This is a genomic window from Paenibacillus sp. LK1, assembly GCF_002750415.1.
GTDB lineage: Bacteria > Bacillota > Bacilli > Paenibacillales > Paenibacillaceae > Paenibacillus > Paenibacillus taichungensis.
This window is the reverse complement of record NZ_PEII01000001.1, coordinates 793,091-810,271: the sequence shown is the minus strand read 5'-3', so window position 1 is coordinate 810,271 and position 17,181 is coordinate 793,091. Positions and strand designations below refer to the sequence as shown.

At 42.1% G+C, this 17,181-nt stretch carries 18 protein-coding genes and 2 tRNA genes; 14 read left to right on the top strand and 6 right to left on the bottom strand.

Translation table 11 applies throughout. The annotated features are described in order from the left end of the window. The first annotated feature begins 57 nt into the window (after positions 1-57). The 4 genes from CS562_RS03690 (at position 58) to CS562_RS03680 (ending at position 1,268) form a co-directional block, all read left to right on the top strand. Positions 58-324, top strand: coding sequence for a hypothetical protein (locus tag CS562_RS03690; RefSeq protein WP_099853636.1), 267 nt, complete (start codon positions 58-60; stop codon positions 322-324). A 50-nt stretch (positions 325-374) separates the two neighbouring features. After that, complete coding sequence (locus CS562_RS03685) at positions 375-758, top strand: hypothetical protein (protein ID WP_099853634.1); 384 nt, start codon at positions 375-377, stop codon at positions 756-758. A 95-nt stretch (positions 759-853) separates the two neighbouring features. Continuing rightward, positions 854-1,027 carry a hypothetical protein gene (locus tag CS562_RS32800; protein ID WP_180287008.1) on the top strand — a complete coding sequence of 58 codons (174 nt, stop codon included), beginning with the start codon at positions 854-856 and terminating at the stop codon, positions 1,025-1,027. 1 nt (position 1,028) lies between these two features. Next, on the top strand, positions 1,029-1,268 hold the full coding sequence (locus CS562_RS03680) for a hypothetical protein (protein WP_099853632.1): 240 nt from the start codon (positions 1,029-1,031) through the stop codon (positions 1,266-1,268). A 44-nt stretch (positions 1,269-1,312) separates the two neighbouring features. Here the strand turns inward: CS562_RS03680 and CS562_RS03675 are convergent. Continuing rightward, positions 1,313-1,384, bottom strand: a tRNA-Ala gene (locus CS562_RS03675). Positions 1,385-1,502: 118 nt separating this feature from the next. Between CS562_RS03675 and CS562_RS03670 the strand changes: the two genes are divergently transcribed. Both CS562_RS03670 and CS562_RS03665 read left to right on the top strand, forming a co-directional pair. Next, positions 1,503-3,182 carry a recombinase family protein gene (locus CS562_RS03670; protein ID WP_099853630.1) on the top strand — a complete coding sequence of 560 codons (1,680 nt, stop codon included), beginning with the start codon at positions 1,503-1,505 and terminating at the stop codon, positions 3,180-3,182. 45 nt (positions 3,183-3,227) lie between these two features. Further along, positions 3,228-3,300, top strand: a tRNA-Lys gene (locus tag CS562_RS03665). 220 nt (positions 3,301-3,520) lie between these two features. On the opposite strand, the gene CS562_RS03660 is transcribed toward CS562_RS03665, so the two are convergent. Then, on the bottom strand, positions 3,521-4,717 hold the full coding sequence (locus CS562_RS03660; RefSeq protein WP_072735885.1) for an MFS transporter: 1,197 nt from the start codon (positions 4,715-4,717) through the stop codon (positions 3,521-3,523). 71 nt (positions 4,718-4,788) lie between these two features. After that, entirely contained in the window at positions 4,789-5,070 is a 282-nt protein-coding gene (locus tag CS562_RS03655) for an ArsR/SmtB family transcription factor (protein WP_099853628.1), read from the bottom strand. Positions 5,071-5,602: 532 nt separating this feature from the next. Between CS562_RS03655 and CS562_RS03650 the strand changes: the two genes are divergently transcribed. From CS562_RS03650 to CS562_RS03625, 6 genes are all read left to right on the top strand, one after another. Further along, complete coding sequence (locus tag CS562_RS03650; RefSeq protein ID WP_099853626.1) at positions 5,603-7,249, top strand: AraC family transcriptional regulator; 1,647 nt, start codon at positions 5,603-5,605, stop codon at positions 7,247-7,249. Positions 7,250-7,364: 115 nt separating this feature from the next. Further along, on the top strand, positions 7,365-8,339 hold the full coding sequence (locus CS562_RS03645; protein WP_076289770.1) for an iron-hydroxamate ABC transporter substrate-binding protein: 975 nt from the start codon (positions 7,365-7,367) through the stop codon (positions 8,337-8,339). 12 nt (positions 8,340-8,351) lie between these two features. Continuing rightward, positions 8,352-9,359: a FecCD family ABC transporter permease gene (locus CS562_RS03640; RefSeq protein ID WP_099853726.1), complete on the top strand. Its 1,008-nt coding sequence runs from the start codon at positions 8,352-8,354 to the stop codon at positions 9,357-9,359. Then, complete coding sequence (locus CS562_RS03635) at positions 9,356-10,363, top strand: FecCD family ABC transporter permease (RefSeq protein WP_099853624.1); 1,008 nt, start codon at positions 9,356-9,358, stop codon at positions 10,361-10,363. The genes CS562_RS03640 and CS562_RS03635 overlap by 4 nt, the downstream gene beginning before the upstream one ends. A gap of 192 nt (positions 10,364-10,555) precedes the next feature. After that, the gene (locus CS562_RS03630) at positions 10,556-11,371 is read left to right on the top strand and encodes a helix-turn-helix domain-containing protein (protein ID WP_099853622.1); all 816 of its coding nucleotides are present in this window, start codon (positions 10,556-10,558) and stop codon (positions 11,369-11,371) included. A 238-nt stretch (positions 11,372-11,609) separates the two neighbouring features. Further along, positions 11,610-12,659 (top strand): NAD(P)/FAD-dependent oxidoreductase, encoded by a 1,050-nt coding sequence (locus CS562_RS03625; protein WP_099853725.1) that lies wholly within the window; start codon positions 11,610-11,612, stop codon positions 12,657-12,659. Between the two features lie 145 nt (positions 12,660-12,804). Here the strand turns inward: CS562_RS03625 and CS562_RS03620 are convergent, their stop codons facing one another. The 3 genes from CS562_RS03620 to CS562_RS03610 form a co-directional block, all read right to left on the bottom strand. Continuing rightward, complete coding sequence (locus CS562_RS03620; protein ID WP_053783565.1) at positions 12,805-13,101, bottom strand: putative quinol monooxygenase; 297 nt, start codon at positions 13,099-13,101, stop codon at positions 12,805-12,807. 86 nt (positions 13,102-13,187) lie between these two features. Beyond that, positions 13,188-13,838 (bottom strand): nitroreductase family protein, encoded by a 651-nt coding sequence (locus tag CS562_RS03615; RefSeq protein WP_099853620.1) that lies wholly within the window; start codon positions 13,836-13,838, stop codon positions 13,188-13,190. Between the two features lie 27 nt (positions 13,839-13,865). Continuing rightward, a complete protein-coding gene (locus CS562_RS03610) occupies positions 13,866-14,285 on the bottom strand; it encodes a MarR family winged helix-turn-helix transcriptional regulator (RefSeq protein WP_099853618.1) in 420 nt (139 codons plus the stop codon). Between the two features lie 439 nt (positions 14,286-14,724). On the opposite strand from CS562_RS03610, the gene CS562_RS03605 reads away from it, so the two are divergent. Next, positions 14,725-15,246 (top strand): TetR/AcrR family transcriptional regulator, encoded by a 522-nt coding sequence (locus CS562_RS03605; protein WP_099853616.1) that lies wholly within the window; start codon positions 14,725-14,727, stop codon positions 15,244-15,246. A gap of 116 nt (positions 15,247-15,362) precedes the next feature. Further along, complete coding sequence (locus tag CS562_RS03600) at positions 15,363-16,316, top strand: NAD-dependent epimerase/dehydratase family protein (protein WP_099853614.1); 954 nt, start codon at positions 15,363-15,365, stop codon at positions 16,314-16,316. Positions 16,317-17,181: the final 865 nt, after the last annotated feature.

Sequence of the window (17,181 nt, the reverse complement as noted above, 5' to 3'; positions counted from 1 at the left end):
ACAATGCGTCACATGGATGACAATGTAATACAAAAAATAAACAACGAGGAGAATAAGATGTTAACAAGAAAACAAATTAACTTGGCTTTTAAATATACAAATGAAATTGATAAGAAATTAAAAACAATGGGAACGGATTTTGATAGTAAAAAAGAGTATTTGTCAAAACAACAGGAAAAGATTGATGAATTAATTAAAATAACTAAATTACTTCATGTAGACAAGCAAAAGTATGTCTCGTTAGGTTTGGGTGATGTAGTAAGCGAATTAATTGAGCAAACAAGAGGTTTTCAAAATGATTTAAAAGAAATTCAAAAGGGTTAATTTGATAAATCGCAGTAATACAAGAATACATAATAGAGGAGATAATATAAATGGAAAACAACAATCAGCAATTTAATGAGGAACAAATCAAAAAAGTATCAGAAATTTTGAATAATTATAGTAGCGAGTATTCAAAGGCTGTTGAGCAATTGGGTAAAGTCCTAGTCGATTTTTTTAAAGAATTTAGCCCTGCTGAAATGGGATGTTCAAAAGAAGACGCTATGAGATTGATAAATATTGTCAATTCGAGCGAAAAAACTAACAAAGTTCAGAATAAAATTGACGAGGGTGAGACAAAAGAACAAAAGGTTGTTCGAATTTACAAAGAAGTAGGCAACAAGTTTGCCATTGCCACGGACGGTATTGGTCGTGCTGTGCAAAGATCAGGTGACATTCTGAGTAGGGTTGATGACAGTGAAGGCTTATCACACTAACATGTAAAATTATAAGGGGGATGAAATTTGACTCCCCTTATAAGCTAGACTAAATAAAATTCGTATTTCACCAAAATACATAGAGGAGTTTTTGAATGGCAAAAAGGGAAGACAAGGAAGCTGTAATTTTGGGACTAATTAATTTGTTGCGTGAAAATGGAGTCATGTCATTTGAAATAGCAGATAGGATTCACGACATGTATTATGATGGTTACATTTCAGCCAAGTACGCAGATCATTTAGCAATGTTAACACAGGATGAGTTTTAATATGAGTAGTGTAGAAAGTAAATACATAGAAGACGTTGTTGAAGAAGAGATTCATGTTGGAACTAATACATATAGAATTACTAGTATAGACTCAAACGGAAAAATAGCAGGTTTAAAGAGGTTTAATAACAAGACTAAAATGTGGGTAAATTTAAGTTTTTCAAACGAAGTGAACATAGAAGAACTAGATAAGAGGGTAGCTTCAATATTAGGAAATAAAAAACATTACATATTTAACTAATAGGTAAACAAAAAGACCCTACATTAAATAGGGTCTTTGATTTATGGAGCGTAGGGGGGTCGAACCCCTGACCTCTTCGCTGCCAGCGAAGCGTTCTCCCACTGAACTAACGCCCCAAGATGAGCACAAAAAGTAATATATCACTTTAATCTTAGGTAGTCAATACTTGTTTACTCAATTGTAAAAATGCTATATAATTATGGATGTACATAAGAGTGACTGGAGGGATTAATTATGGCAGGTAAGTTACGTGTAGCAACATTTTACAGAGTTTCGACTAAAGGGCAGTTGGATGGAAATGATATACCAATGCAAAGAAGATCTTGTATGGAATTTATAGATTCAAAAGGTTGGACTTTAGTAAAAGAGTATGTGGAGAAAGGTGTATCTGGATATAAAACATCAAACGATGATCGTGATGAAATACAAAGAGCAAAATATGATGCTGAAAATGGAAATTACGACATTTTACTATGTTTTATGTTTGATAGATTGGGAAGAAGAACATATGAAACACCAATGTTAATAAAATGGTTTACCACTCAAGGAGTTGAAGTATGGTCAGTTAAAGAAGGACAGCAAGAATTTAAGGATGAGAGCCATGATATCACTAACTTTCTTCGCTTCTGGCAGTCAAACAATGAATCAAAAAAAACTTCCATGCGTGTAGATGAAAAACATGTGCAAATGGCTGAAGATGGTGCTTTTAGAGGTGGAAGCGCGCCTTTTGGATATAAATTAGTGAAATCAGGAATCTTAAATAAAAAAGGAAAGGAACTCATGATGCTTGAAATCAATAAAGATCAGGCTATTGTGATCAGAGAAATATTTAATCTTGTTAAAGATGAAGGTTATGGTAGTAATAGAATATCTCAGTATTTAAATGAGAGAGGAATTAAAACTGCAACTGGCTCCAATTGGAATACAGGAGCGATAAACTTCATATTAAGAAACCCAATTTATAAAGGGTATCCTGCTTATGGAAAAAGAAAGTCAAAAGAAGGGGTTTTTGTTACAAAAGATAAAAGTGAATGGACAATGCCCGAAAAATGTCAAACACACTTAGTTATCATACCGGAAGATGATTTTGATTACATTCAAACATTTAGGAGCTCTAGATCAGTAGAGAATATTAAAAACCATTCTTACTCAAGAGTAAATAGCACTAAAAGTCCGCTATTGCTTGTTGGGATGATCCGATGTGGCTATTGTGGGTCACCACTGACAACTACATATAATAGTAAGAAATATGTTCTTGCTAATGGAGACATTCAGAAATGGAAGAGAGCAGTATACAGATGCAGTGGAAAAGCACTGAAGAAGGTTGAATGCGCAGGTCAGACAATGTACGCTCAAGCAAAAATAGAGGATACAGTCTTAGAAGAGGTGGATAATTATCTTTCATATTTAAAAAAGATGGATTATCAAGAGTATGCTAAAGACTATAATCAAGATGAGTACAATTATATTAAACAGCAGGTTGATAATAAAAACAAAGAACTTGAATCGTGTTATGAAGAAATAAATGCCCTGAAATCTGAAATATCGAAAAGTATTATGGGAAAGAGTGCATTTAAACCTGAAATGCTCAATGAACTAATAGAACAAAAACAAAATGAATTACAACTAGTAGATTCCCAAGTAAGGAAGTTAGAAATTGATTTGCAGACTAAAAAATCGGAACTTACTGATATTAAAGAGTTAGCTGAGAGTATTAGTGTTTGGATTGATATTTTCAAAGAAACAACAGATGAAAAAAAGAAAACTATGCTAAGAAGTATCATCGATGTTGTCACTGTAATGCGTGATGGGGTTGATATTAAATTCAGACTGGACATTGTGCAGTTTCTATCTAATGCTGGAAATGGTAGTGTTTCTGAACTACGTGGGAGAGCGCATCGCTGGCAGCGATGAGGTCAGGGGTTCGATCCCCCTAGGCTCCATACAAGAACATCATATGGACTCTTAGCTCAGTTGGTAGAGCAGTTGACTCTTAATCAATTGGTCCAGGGTTCGAGTCCCTGAGAGTCCATCAAAAAGAACGGCAGAGATGCCGTTCTTTTTTTATTAGGAGACAACTTGATTGCTTTTATACAGTTACAGAGTCTTTAAGTGGCAAAATGCTTAACTATATGACGAAATTGTCGTGCTGCGCCACGGGAAGAAAAACAAATTCCTGACCCGACTTGAATAGAAAAACAAAAACCAGGGTGCTGTAAATTAGCAGCCTGGTTTTTTTGGGGAGATTTGAATTACGCACAAGTCTCGACTAGGCTGCATTTTACTTCTTCGCGGCGTTTGCGCAAGTAGGAAATACGGAAGAAGGTAGCAGCAGTTACAGCAGCCAGAATGACGCTCGTTGCGCCGATCCAACTGATGTAGCTCAGTGATGCCTGCTCGACGACAACACCGCCAAGACCAGCACCAGCGGCCATGCCAAGATGCAACACGGAGGTATTCATACTAAGCATAATGCCCGATGCCTCTGGAGCAAGTGACAATAAATAAAACTGCTGGGTAGGGCTCGAAGACCAAACGGTGAAAGACCAAAACATCAGAAGTGGGAATACGATCAACGGCGATTGTCCATCTAGTGAGAGCAGAACTAGAGCCATGGTATTAAACAGCATTCCGATGACTAATGTGCGGGGAGCTCCCCATCTATCGGTGCTGTAACCGCCGAATTTAGAACCAAACAAGCTAGCGATACCGAAAGAGAAGAGTGCGATGCTTACGCTTTGCTCGCTTAATTTGGTTATGGTCAGCAAGTAGGGCGAAATATAGGTGTAAACAACAGAGTATCCACCAATCCACATGAAGGCGACAACCAACGCGATCGCAATTTCAGGTTTCTTCAACAGTGCAAACTGTTTGCGAATCGGAACAGGCGCCTCGCCATTGGATTGGGGAATAGCAATAAGGATTAAGAACATGGCAAACAAACCTAGTAGACCGATAACGCCGAAAATGAGCTTCCAATCATAAACCGAAGCGGCGACTCTTCCAAGTGGAACTCCGATAATTAAGGAGGCACTGAAACCCATTATAAGAGTTGCAATAGCACTTCCTTGTTTGCCAGGTGCAGCGAGCTTGGCAGCAACCGTCAATGAGGTAACGAGAAACACGCCGGTACTAATCGCGAGAACAATACGCGATACGAGCAAGAATGTAAAGCCGGGTAACGCGACGGCAATCAGGTTGCCTACAGCAAATACACCAAGCGCATAAAGGAGAAGTTTACGTCTCTCCATACGTGCAGTGACGGCTATGACGATCGGTGTGCCGAAGGCATAGGCCAGAGAAAAAACGGTAATCAGCTGACCTGCGACCGATACGGAGACACCTACGTCTGCAGCCACCTTATCCAAAATCCCTGCAATAATATATTCGGATGTCCCAACTAGAAAGCTGATAATAGCCAGCATATAAATTTTCAATGCATTCGACATACTGGTAAAGCTCCTCTCTATACTTCAATGTTTTATATTTCTAGTTCTATAGAAATAATGTTTAAAAAAAATTACTCCAGCAAATAAGGCGCATATTTCTGTGCCATTTCGCGGTTTACGCTGTAGTAGATATATGTTCCTTCCTTGCGGTGGTTCAACAGTCCACAGTCTGTCAATTGCTTCAAGTGATGGGAAAGCGTTGAGCTGGCCACTGATTCCAGCTTAGACTCGATATCCGAGCAACACAAAGTTGTCTCCTCCGTAAGGAGTAAGGCAATTTTGATTCTCGTGGGTTCTCCGAGCGCTTTGTACACTTTAATAGCTTGACGCACATTCGCATTTTCTTCTAGCATCGTAAATTCACCTTTTTTCTAACTGTAGTTATTTCTATATCCGTAAAAATAATGTAGCACACCTTTTTTTGAATGTAAACAGAGAATAAGACTGTGTAGTTATTTTAACAGATGAGTCGCTTGGGCTTTCCGTCAAAATAGCTACCACCTTGCCAGGCTCTCATGCCAGGAACACCTGAAATCTGGTGCTTACGGCTTCTTGGGTTCGCAGCCTGAATCAGCTCTCCCCGCAACATGATTAAACTTTGAGTTAAAAAAGGATAGGATGGAATGTTTTATTTGAGACCATTATGTAAAAGTAACTTGCGTTGTAGAATACGGTTGAAATTTTTGCCATACTTATGGCGACAATCGTAAAAGCTATTTATAATTGAACGCTAGTATTCTGGAGGAAGCCACAATGTTAAAATAACATGCAGAGCCGTTTATCAGGCATCATCCCATCATCAGTAAGTGGACTGAATGACCCCAGAACAGAACGATTATTTTAGTTTCCCGCTAACAGGCATAACAGTCACGGAGGAATAAGAAAATGAACAACTCGGAATGGGCAGAGTCCTATTTTCCAATATATACAGCAGACAGCATTCAATCATTATATAGTACGTCAACCATGCCGATACATAGAATCCATGAGAACTTGACCGTTCTATTGGCTGTTTCGAGTGGTAAGGGCTCACTTCATCTCGACGATCACATCTACGAACTCACCGATGGGATAGTAATCCTTATTCCGGCGAAGAGTGATGTTGTAATACAGGGGAATCAGTTGCATCCTCTTCATATATACACGCTATCCATCAGCACACAAGAACAGAAGAGATCACTGCCCGTGCAAGCCATGGGGCGGTCCAGTGTGCTTGCGTCAGGAACCCTTATTGAGTTCTATGAACCAACGATTGCAGCTCAGCTTGAGGAGCTCTATATGTATCGTTTACCTGGCAATGAAGTCAGGCATATGCGTAACCAGATTCTGTTTCATCAAGTACTGATGAGTCTTTTGGAACGAATGGAAGCAAAATATATTGCGAGTGAGCAACCGTCTATGGAACGCAGCATCTTATTTATGGAGAACCATTTTAGTGAGAAAATAACAACCGAAGGACTTTCCGAAATTGCGGGGGTCAGTCGATCTCACTACTCCACTCTTTTTAAGCAGCTAACTGGATTCGCACCGAATGAGTATCTCTCACGCTTGCGTGTTCACCGTGCCAAAGAGTTATTGATTGGTGGGTCCGCTTCACTTCGTGAGATCGCGCTGAAGGTAGGATATAAAGATGAATTCTATCTTAGTCGTCGTTTCAAGCAGCAAACAGGAGAGAGTCCATCAGGTTACACACGTCGCAGACCTTCTCAACAAGTGGCTGTGTGGTGTGCACCTTATGCAAGCCATCTAATGTTACTTGGAGTGGAACCAGCGGTCGTAATCTCAGAAAGCAGCGAATATGTAAGCACAGAGGGAGTTAGCCCACCTCAAACGATACATTTTATCCATTCTGACAGTTCACCTGAACAAATAAAGTCCGTATTACTAGATGCTAATATTGAGCTCATCATTGCAGCAAATCAGCATCTACATATGAACGGATTAAGTTCTGAACGTCTAAGATCCATCGCTCCTATTGTTGAAATTGCGTGGATGGAGCTTGGATGGAAAGAACATCTGCGGTTTATCGCACAGGCAATTCAAAGATTGGAGAAGGCAGAACAATGGCTGGCAGACTTTGAAAGGGAAGAACAGCAGGCACGTGAAGCAATTCAAACAAGCCCGATTGTGAATGAGACACTGACCATTCTCGTCATAAAACCGGATACCTTACAAATATATGGAATTAGAAATGTCGGATATGTGATGTATCAATCGCTCGGATTACGACCTTCGGCCAAGATTGCCCAGGAAATAGAGAGGCTTGGAGACCAATTTCATTCGATTACTATCCAACTGTCGCAACTTCAGGATTACGAGGGAACTCGTATGCTCGTCATTGTTTTTCCAGATGAAAAAGGGTCAAAGGCTCATTCAGAGGGTATATTTAACTCGGAATACTGGAAAGGGCTTGAGGCAGTGAAGCGAAATCGGATCTATCATCTGGAGCAGGAAGAGTGGATACCCTACAATCCGGTTTCCATTCGTTTGCAGCTCGGACGGGCTGTATCCTTATGGAATGCCATCCAATAATCCAAAGGTTTTCTCAAACAAAAAGGCATGGTTAGGTTCATCCTGCATGCCTATAATTAGCTATTGTAATGAGAATGATTTTCATATTCAAAGAGAAAAGGGAGAGAGTCATCTAATGAGAAAGCTTTTTGTTCCATTTATATTAGTTCTGGTATTATTGCTTAGCGCTTGTGGAAGCAACTCAGCCAAAGATACAACGGAGAATGCAACTACATCCAACGAATCCAATTCTTCGAACACGGATTCAGCAGGTTCTTCATCCGAGTCAGATTCAGGCACGTTCACTTATCAATCGGAGACAGGTCCTGTGGAAGTTCCCTCCCACCCGCAACGTGTGGTTGTGCTGACCCGATTCCTGACAGGAAACGTGATGGCACTGGATGTACCGCTGGTCGGTGTGGATGAAATGTCCAAGGAGAACCCAAATTTCAAAGATAAACTAGCGAATACAGAGGCGGTTACCGATGAAAGTCTGGAGAAAATTATTGAATTGAACCCAGATCTAATTATCGGCCTGTCTGATATCAAGAACGTAGACAAGCTGAAGCAAATTGCTCCAACAGTCACCTATACATATGGTAAGGTGGACTTCCTCAAGCAACAACTGGAGATCGGAAAACTTGTGAACAAAGAAAAAGAAGCACAGGCTTGGGTTGAAGATTTTGACGCTCGAAGCAAAAAAGTAGGGGAAGAAATCAAAGCTAAAATTGGCGCGAATGCGACTGTATCCGTTATTGAAACGTTCAATAAACAACTTTATGTTTATGGCGAGAAATTCGGACGTGGAACGGAAATACTGTATGATCAATTCGGTTTAGGCATGCCAGATAAGGTCAAGGAAGCTACCAAGAAAGACGGATTCTTTGCTGTATCGAACGAAGTACTGAAAGACTACATGGGAGACTATGTAATATTCAGTAAAAATGCCGATGAGGACAATTCGTTCCAAAATACCGAAACATACAAAAATATTGATGCGGTGAAAAATAATCGAGTATTCGAAGCGGATGCCAAGGCATTTTACTTCAATGATCCACTGAGCATGGAATACCAGCTGGAATTCTTTATCGAACATTTTCTTGGCAAGTAAACCTTGAACGCGATGAAAAATAAACGACTTCCTTTTCGGTTTGCAACCAAGCTGCTGGGTAGTGTACTCGTACTTATCGTGTGTTTCATCATCGCCATGATGTTTGGCGCAGAAGAAACGACATTTCGCAATCTGTGGCTGACCTTGATCTCTGCGACGAAGAACGATAATATTCTTATTCTGCGAGAGATCAGACTTCCACGGGAACTCGCTGCCATGCTGATTGGAGCGGCTCTCGCCGTCTCTGGAGGCATCATGCAAGGAATTACTCGCAATCCGCTGGCTGATCCTGGACTGCTTGGTCTGACTTCAGGGGCCAATATGGCACTCGCCCTGGCTTTTGTTTTTATGCCATCACTCGGATATTTTGGAATTATGGTTGCTTGTTTTGTTGGTGCTGCACTTGGAGCAGTTTTGGTTATTGTGCTTGGCTCGATGCGGAGGGGGAGCTTGTCTCCAATTCGGGTAGTGCTGGCTGGGGCAGCGGTATCCGCTTTTATGTATGCCATCTCGGATGGTATCAGTATCTTTTTCAAAATTTCCAAGGATGTATCCATGTGGACTTCGGGAGGACTCATCGGAACGACATGGGGGCAGATTCAAGCTATTGCGCCTGTCATACTGATTGGTTTAGCTGTAGTTCCGTTTCTTTCCAACCAGATCAACATTCTTAGCCTGAGCGATGAGGTGGCGACTGGACTGGGGCAGAAGCTTGTACTCGTCAAAACTGTTCTGTTCCTGCTGGTCATCGTACTTACCGGAGCGTCGGTTGCATTGATCGGAAATATGGCCTTTGTCGGCTTAATGATCCCGCATATTGTCCGTAAATTGGTAGGCACGGACTATCGATATATTATACCCGTATCCATTTTTGCCGGAGCATCGTTTATGCTGCTTGCCGAAACACTGGGTCGAACGATAAATGCACCTTACGAAACACCGGTGGTCGCCATTGCTTCCATGCTTGGTTTACCTTTCTTCCTGTTCGTTGTGCGTAGAGGGGGCAAAGCATTCTCATGACAATGTCTGCGCGAATTCGCAAACAACGACTGATTCTGCTCGTGTGTTTGCTGCTGATCCTCATCACGGCTGTGGTAGGTATGAGCTGGGGTTATTCCTCGTTGTCTTTCAAAAGGGTAATTCCGGTGTTATTTGGCCAAGGCACATTCAAAGAAGACTTTGTTCTGTTTTCGGTCCGATTACCTCGAATTTTTATTACATTACTAGCTGGTATGGCGCTTGCGCTGTCAGGCTCTATTTTGCAAAGTATTACGCGTAATGATTTGGCCGATCCAGGCATCATCGGAATCAATTCAGGTGCAGGTGTTGCTGTTGCGATCTTCTTTCTGTATTTCCCGATTGAAGCGGGCACGTTCGTTTATATGTTGCCGTTAGCTGCTTTTATCGGTGCATTACTAACTGCGGCGCTCATCTATCTGTTCTCCTATAGTCGGACCAAGGGACTTGATCCCATAAAAATGGTGCTGGTCGGGGTTGGATTCTCGATGGCGCTGTCAGGCATCATGATCGTCATTATCTCTTCCGCGGAGCGTTCCAAGGTCGACTTTATTGCCAAATGGATATCCGGAAACATATGGGGGGCAGACTGGCCATTCATATGGGCTTTGCTGCCTTGGCTGATTGTGTTAATCCCGCTTACTTTGTTCAGAACCAGACGGCTTGATCTGATGGGGCTGAACGAAGAAACAGCGATCGGAGTGGGTTTGAAGCTTGAGCGGGAACGCTTGGTACTCATGGTGATTGCTGTTGCAGCCGCCGCATCTGCTGTATCGGTTACGGGAGGGATCGCGTTTATCGGTTTGATGGCTCCACACATCGCCAAAGCGCTGGTCGGTCCACGTAATTCGTTATTTATTCCTGTTGCCGTTCTGCTTGGAGGCTGGCTTCTATTAATTGCCGATACGGTTGGGCGCAACCTGGTTGATCCTGATGGAATTGCAGCTGGAATTATGGTCTCCCTAATCGGTGTGCCGTATTTTGTCTATTTATTATTGAAGAAATAATCTAAAAAAGTTTTAGACTAATTCAATACTTAGCTAATCAGGCTATCTTTTTGTCGTCAAGACAAGGGATGGCCTTTGTTTGTAGTTTTGGACGGTGGAGGGTGAACTCAGGCAACCAAATATGACTTGATTTGTGTGATAAGATAAAATAGGCACAGTTTAAACCGATTCTAAAAGATAGGTGGAATTACCATGACAGATGTGGGCCAATTAGCTTCAATATTTGCAGATTATTCTTATAAAATAGATGGAATCAATCGATTGGTTTTGCAACCCAAAAGTATATTGCGTGAATTCAGAACATTAAATCATGGATTTCTTTTTGTGGTACGGGGAGAAGCCAGTATGTCAGTAGATGGAACGTTATACGAGTTACAGCCCGGGTCTGTTTTTCATGCAGCACCTGGCATGCAGCTGGACTCACAAGTGAAAGGCCATTCGGAGTATGAATATTATTTACTGTTTTATAGTTTTGACCAATTGGAAAAGGGCGACAGTGTTCAGGAATGCGACTCTCATTTCAAATTGGAATCCGGTGCCAATCCAAGGGTTGTTGAATTACTGGTCATGCTGCAGGAACAATTGCACGCACAAGGGGGAATTGGCAAACTGCGAGTCAAAGAATTATTTTTGAGCATCATGGTTCAGGTTTTTACAGGCTGCAGTCAACGGGAAAGTGGAACTTCGCCGAGTGAAAAGGTGATTGAGCAAGCCATCTCTTATATACATGGACATTACATGAATCTGCTGACACTGGATGAGCTAGCAGAGTTACATGGCATGAGTTCAAAGCGTTTCTCATACTTTTTTCACAAATACACAGGATTCCGCCCAATTGACTATGTCATCCATTATCGCATGGAGAGGGCAGGAGAGCTGCTGAAATCAGGTAGTTATTTGATTCGCGATGTTGCGATCAGTGTTGGTTATACCAATCCGCTCTATTTCAGTCGAATTTTTAAAAGTAAATTTGGTGTTTCTCCTTCGGAATACATGCATCTTGATTAAGCCTCCATTAGACAATAGTACATCCCAAATTGGTGATTTGTGCATTCGCATTTTCAATAATCCTTGCTATAGTATTAAATGATAATGAGAATCATTATTATAAAAAGGTTGGAAGGTTGACTGAGATGAATACAATAAAAGCTCTTTTTTCTCTCGATGCGTCCTCGGCCGTTCTAACCATGCAGGAATAAATTGAAGAATGTTGGAACAAACCAATTCGGAAATGAGGGTATTCAAGATGAAAGATCATGAAGTGTTTGATGTAACGATTATTGGTGGTGGGCCTGCCGGATTATTTTCAGCTTTTTATAGCGGTTTGCGTGAAATGAAAACCAAAATCATTGAATTTCAGCCCTATCTGGGCGGTAAGGTGCATGTGTATCCTGAAAAAATGATCTGGGATATAGGGGGATTACAACCCGTTCCGGGCGCACAACTAATCGAACAAATGGTCAATCAGGGGCTGACTTTCCAGCCAGAGGTTGTTCTTGGAGAAAAGGTCACGTCCATATCCAAGGATGAGCAAGGACACTTCGTACTGCACACCGCTTCTGAGGAAAAACATTACTCCAAAACTGTGATTTTAGCTATTGGTGGAGGAATTCTGAAACCGATTAAACTGGAAATTGAAGGTGCAGAACGTTTCGAGGTTACGAACTTACATTATACAGTCAAATCGCTCTCCCGCTTCAAGGATAAAACGGTTCTGATCTCGGGTGGTGGTAATGCGGCAATTGATTGGGCGAACGAGCTAGCCCTTATTGCCAAACAAGTCTTTTTAACGTATCGGAAAGATACGCTGAAAGGTCATGAAGCTGAAATATCACGTCTTGAGAACAGTTCAGTCGAATGCCTGCTTAATACAACGATTGAGAAGCTGGTCGCTACAGACGATCATCAACAGATTGAGACAGTTGTGCTGAAACGTAATGAGGACGGAGCTTCATTGGAGCTGGCCGTGGATGAGGTCATCATTAACTACGGTTATGAGCGGGACAAGGAATTGCTGGTGAATAGTCATATTAAAATTGATATGAAGGATCATTGGATCGCAGGCACACCAGTCAGCGAAACATCTGTTCCGGGCATTTTTGCTGCGGGAGATATTTTGCATCATGAAGGGAAGCTTCATTTGATCGCAGGAGCGTTCCAGGACGCAGCCAATGCCGTGAACAAAGCCAAACTATACGTAACACCCGAAGCCAATACACATGGAATGGTTTCCTCACACAATGACTTGTTCACGCAGAAAAACCGTGAGCTGATGAAGCATCTATACACCAAATAAAATACACAAACTAAAATGGTCATCATAAAAATCTTCGTTCAATATCAAAAAAGCCGCTCACCGTCAGCATGACGAGGAGCGGTTTCTTTTTCACAAGCCGACGATCTCGTCGGTCTGCTTAATTAATTAGTGTAAGGCTCATGTTTTAGCGTTTAACCGCTTCTCCAGCGAATACTTCAACGTTCATTGGAGCGGCCATGAATGCTGCTGCTTGTTGAACGAAAGCCTGGAAATGGGCGCTTGCATTATGGGAAGCTGTAGCGGCTTCGTCTTTCCACAGCTCAATCATCGTGTAGTGATGTTCGCGTTCAGTACTTTTGGCGAGATCATAGCTGATGTTGCCTTCTTCATTACGTGTTGCAGGGATCAGCACTTTTGTAGCTTCCAAAAAAGCTTGTTCCTGGTCTGGTTTAACTTGCAAGTGAGCGTGAATGATAATCATAATATTCAACCTCCATTAGTGTATTTAGAATGTTGTTATTGTTTGAAATGTAACTGGTGCTGGAGCACGTAAAACATTGACTGATATTATGCCCAAGTCGTAATTGTCTCAACAGGCAGACGGTAGGAAGGGTGACCTTCTTTGGCCGATTTACCGATCGAGATCAGCATAACGGGTTGGTAACGATCTTTATCCATACCGAATGCTTCAGCAATTTGATCTTTCTCATAACCACCGATTGGGTTAGTATCATAACCATGAGCACGTGCAGCGAGCATCAATTGCATGGAAGCCAGACCGGCGTCAATCAGATTGACATCGCGAAGAGCGGAAGTGGGCATATTTTCGTAATAAGGCATTACAGTTTTGAGCTGCATATCCTTGACTTCCTGTGGCATATAACCAAGCTCTACCGCTTTACCAAAAATTTCGTCCATGTACTCGACATTGTTCATATCAATAAATACACCAACGACTGCTGCGGAAGTCAAAACCTGATTTTGGTTGAATCTGGCGAGAGGAGCAAGCTTTTCTTTGCCTTCAGCCGTATCTACAACGAGAAAACGCCAAGGTTGCAAATTGATGGAAGATGGGGCGCGAGAAGCTTCTGACAGAATTTCTGTCATTTCTTCACGGCTGATTTTGACTTCAGGATCATATAGTTTTACAGACCGGCGGCCGTAAGTAATTTCGTTAAAATCATTTGTCTTTTGAAAAGTGCTTTGGAATGTACTCATGTATGATTCTCTCCTCTATATATGGGTTTAGAAATTGTTTTGCATTCGTTCCAGGAAATCGGCGAGAGCGTAAACTTCATCTTCGTTGAACCCCTGTAAAATCTGGTTAATATAATTGGTTTTCTCTGCCTTGTAGCCTTCAATCTGCTTCCGACCATGGTCCGTCAGACGAACAAACGTTACCCGGTTATCATCGGGATTTTTACGTCTCGTGACCATCAGGTCCGCCTCAAGCTGTTTCAAGTGACGTGTGATTGCAGCACTATCGATGTTGATGATTTTCTGGAGCATGGACTGGTTAATCTCGTCCACCTGATCCAACTCATGCAAAATCTCAAAGCGAGAGGAACTGATACCAGTACAGCGTTCGAATTTGGGACTAATTTTATTCCCCAGTACGTTCAGCAGATTGATAATCTGCTCTTCTTTGGAAACAATACGTGTCATGACTAGACCTCCCGGGTGAATCTCGACCATGAACAACGGCTTATGTGAACAAAATACATAAAGTGCCATTATACAGTGCCATTGCTTATTCAGTGAAATCTGCTAAGTTAATCTTTGACGTATCAATATTTGATGCATCAATCATTGATGGCTCAATTAATATATCATGAGTATTTTGATTTTGCAACAGGGTAGTCATGAGAAGATAAATCCATCTATTCCAAAGCGAAAGTCTTCTTAGTTCCGTAGGTGTAGGTTATCCAATTAAGTAACTATATATCGATTTCCTGCCGGACGATAATAGCATGTGGGAGCGCTGCACGAGTCGGTTCAGTTTATCCTGGATTAGAGTGATGAGTCTCTTTGCAATTCATTAGACTTTCCTATATACTTCAAGCTATTGATCAATTAATTACTAATGAATGGAGGCGTGATTACCATGGCTAAAGATGCAGCGGTGTCGGTTAATCGACGTAGTGATATCATATCCGCAGCGATTGAGGTGTTTGCTGAAATCGGCTATTTTCGGGCGACCACAGCTCAAGTAGCAGAAAGGGCAAATATTTCGCAACCGTATATCTTTCGTTTTTTTAAAAGTAAAGAGGCTTTGCTTCTAACAGCGCTGGAGGTATCTTGGACGCGAGTAATTGATTCATTCCGAGGGGTGGTGGAGACAGCTACTCCAGATCAATTGGAGAACGAGTTAACAGAAGCCTATGAGGAGATTCTTAAATCTCACAAGAACGAAATTTTGCTGCAAATGCAGGCTCAGACGATTCAGGAGGAAGTCATCCGTCAAGCCATGCAAAAAGGGTTCACTGAGGTGCGAGATATGGTATTGGAAGCTTTCACAGCAGCAGGCAGTGCCAATCCAAAGCAAAGAACGTTAATATTCCTGGCAATTGGCATGTTATGTAATATATCTACCTCACTGCATATGCCAGAGCTTATGGATAGATAGAAAGGGAAGAATCCCTTTTTGCATTTTAGTTATTGATCAATCACTAAATATACGTTATATTGTGTTTAAGTAAGTAATTGATCAATAACTAATTGAGAGAAAGAGGTTGAGATGAAATGAACAGAGCAATCGTAGTTGGGGCAACAGGTGGAACGGGCGCAGCAATTACAGAGGAATTGATTAAACGTGGCATTTCTACAACCATTTTTGGTCGCTCACGTCAAAAACTGGAGCAACTTGCGGTAAAGCTTGGTTCCCCTGATTACCTTCAAATCGCTGTGGGAGATGCGTTCCGACCTGATGATATAGTAGCTGCTTCACTAGGAGCTGATGTAATGTTTCACTGTGCGAATGTACCTTATAACGAAATGGAGAGTAAGCTGATCCCTTTGGGTGAATCCGTTATGGAGGCGGCAGAACAACTGGGCCTGAAGGTGGTCGTCATTGACGGGATTTATCCTTATGGAAGAAGACAAATGAAAGAAGTGACTGAAGAACATCCAAAGCAGCCGCATACTCGAAAAGGCAAAACTCGACTTGCCTTTGAGCAGATGTTATTTAGCGGTCAATGGTGTAAAGCGCAAGTGATGATTGTTCGATTGCCTGATTATTATGGCCCTACTGCCAATCAGGCTTCATACCTGGGGTCTACGCTTGAAGCAATAGCGGAAGGGAAAATGACTTTTTTTATCGGAACTATGAAAACGCCACGAGAATATGTCTATTTGCCAGATGCGGCGGTCATGGTTGTGGAGTTGGCGAGCAGAGATGATGCCTACGGGCAGAACTGGAATATTCCTGGTGCTGGCGTAATATCGGGCAAGGAAATCGTACGTATTGCACGACAGGCCGCGGGTAAAGCGAAACCGGTCATAGCCCTTGGCAAAACAGGACTTTCGCTGCTTGGATTGGCCGTACCGGTAATGAAAGAAATTGTTGAAATGTTATATTTGACAGAAGAACCGCTGGTGTTGAGTAAAACGAAATACGAGGCCACCATTGGGCCGGTGAAGATGACTTCTTTTGAAGAAGGGATTACACAGACGATAGATGAGCTGCAAAAGAAATAATTGTGTTATGTTCAATTGTAATTGATCAATCAATAATTAAAATACTTTATGACTCGGTTAATGCTTACGACCTAAACCCAAATGATGCATGGTGATATGACTTCATTAATGGGCGGTGCACAAGACCTGTCCTAGACATAGAGTGTAGTATTGCAAAAGCGGAGAATTGATACGGTGTACAAGGAGGGGGGATTTTCTTGTGAGCTATATATCCAAAAAGGAGCGCAAAATGTCCTCCATCAGTACAACCAGACGCAAATTAAAAAAAGCAGGCACTCACGTTTCTAAAAAAGGAAAAGTCAAATGTAAATCTAAAAAGAAGCTTACGCTAAAAAAGAAAAGAGCACTCAGATCCAGATGTCGTGTGCTTCGTGGACCGAGGGGATATAGAGGGGTTCAAGGAAAGACAGGAGCGATTGGAGCTACGGGAACCACAGGAGCTATGGGATTAGCAGGTAAGATGGGGAGTACGGGAGCTACTGGCTTGATAGGAATAACAGGATTGACTGGAGTAATAGGTAAAACTGGTGACCGGGGAGTTACAGGAAGTACAGGGGCAACTGGGTCAAACGGAATCTCAGGCGTAACTGGTGTGACAGGTGCAACTGGAATTAATGGTGATCCAGGAGTCACAGGTGCAACAGGCTCGACAGGGGTAACAGGAGCGATGGGCGATCCTGGGGTGACCGGAGTGACAGGTAATACAGGTTCGACCGGAGCTACCGGAGCCGTGGGAGCAATGGGCACAACAGGTGTAACCGGCGTAACTGGAATGGGAGCTACGGGAGTAACGGGTAACACAGGAGTGACGGGTACGACAGGTATAACTGGGTCCACAGGCGATCATGGAGAAACAGGCGTTACA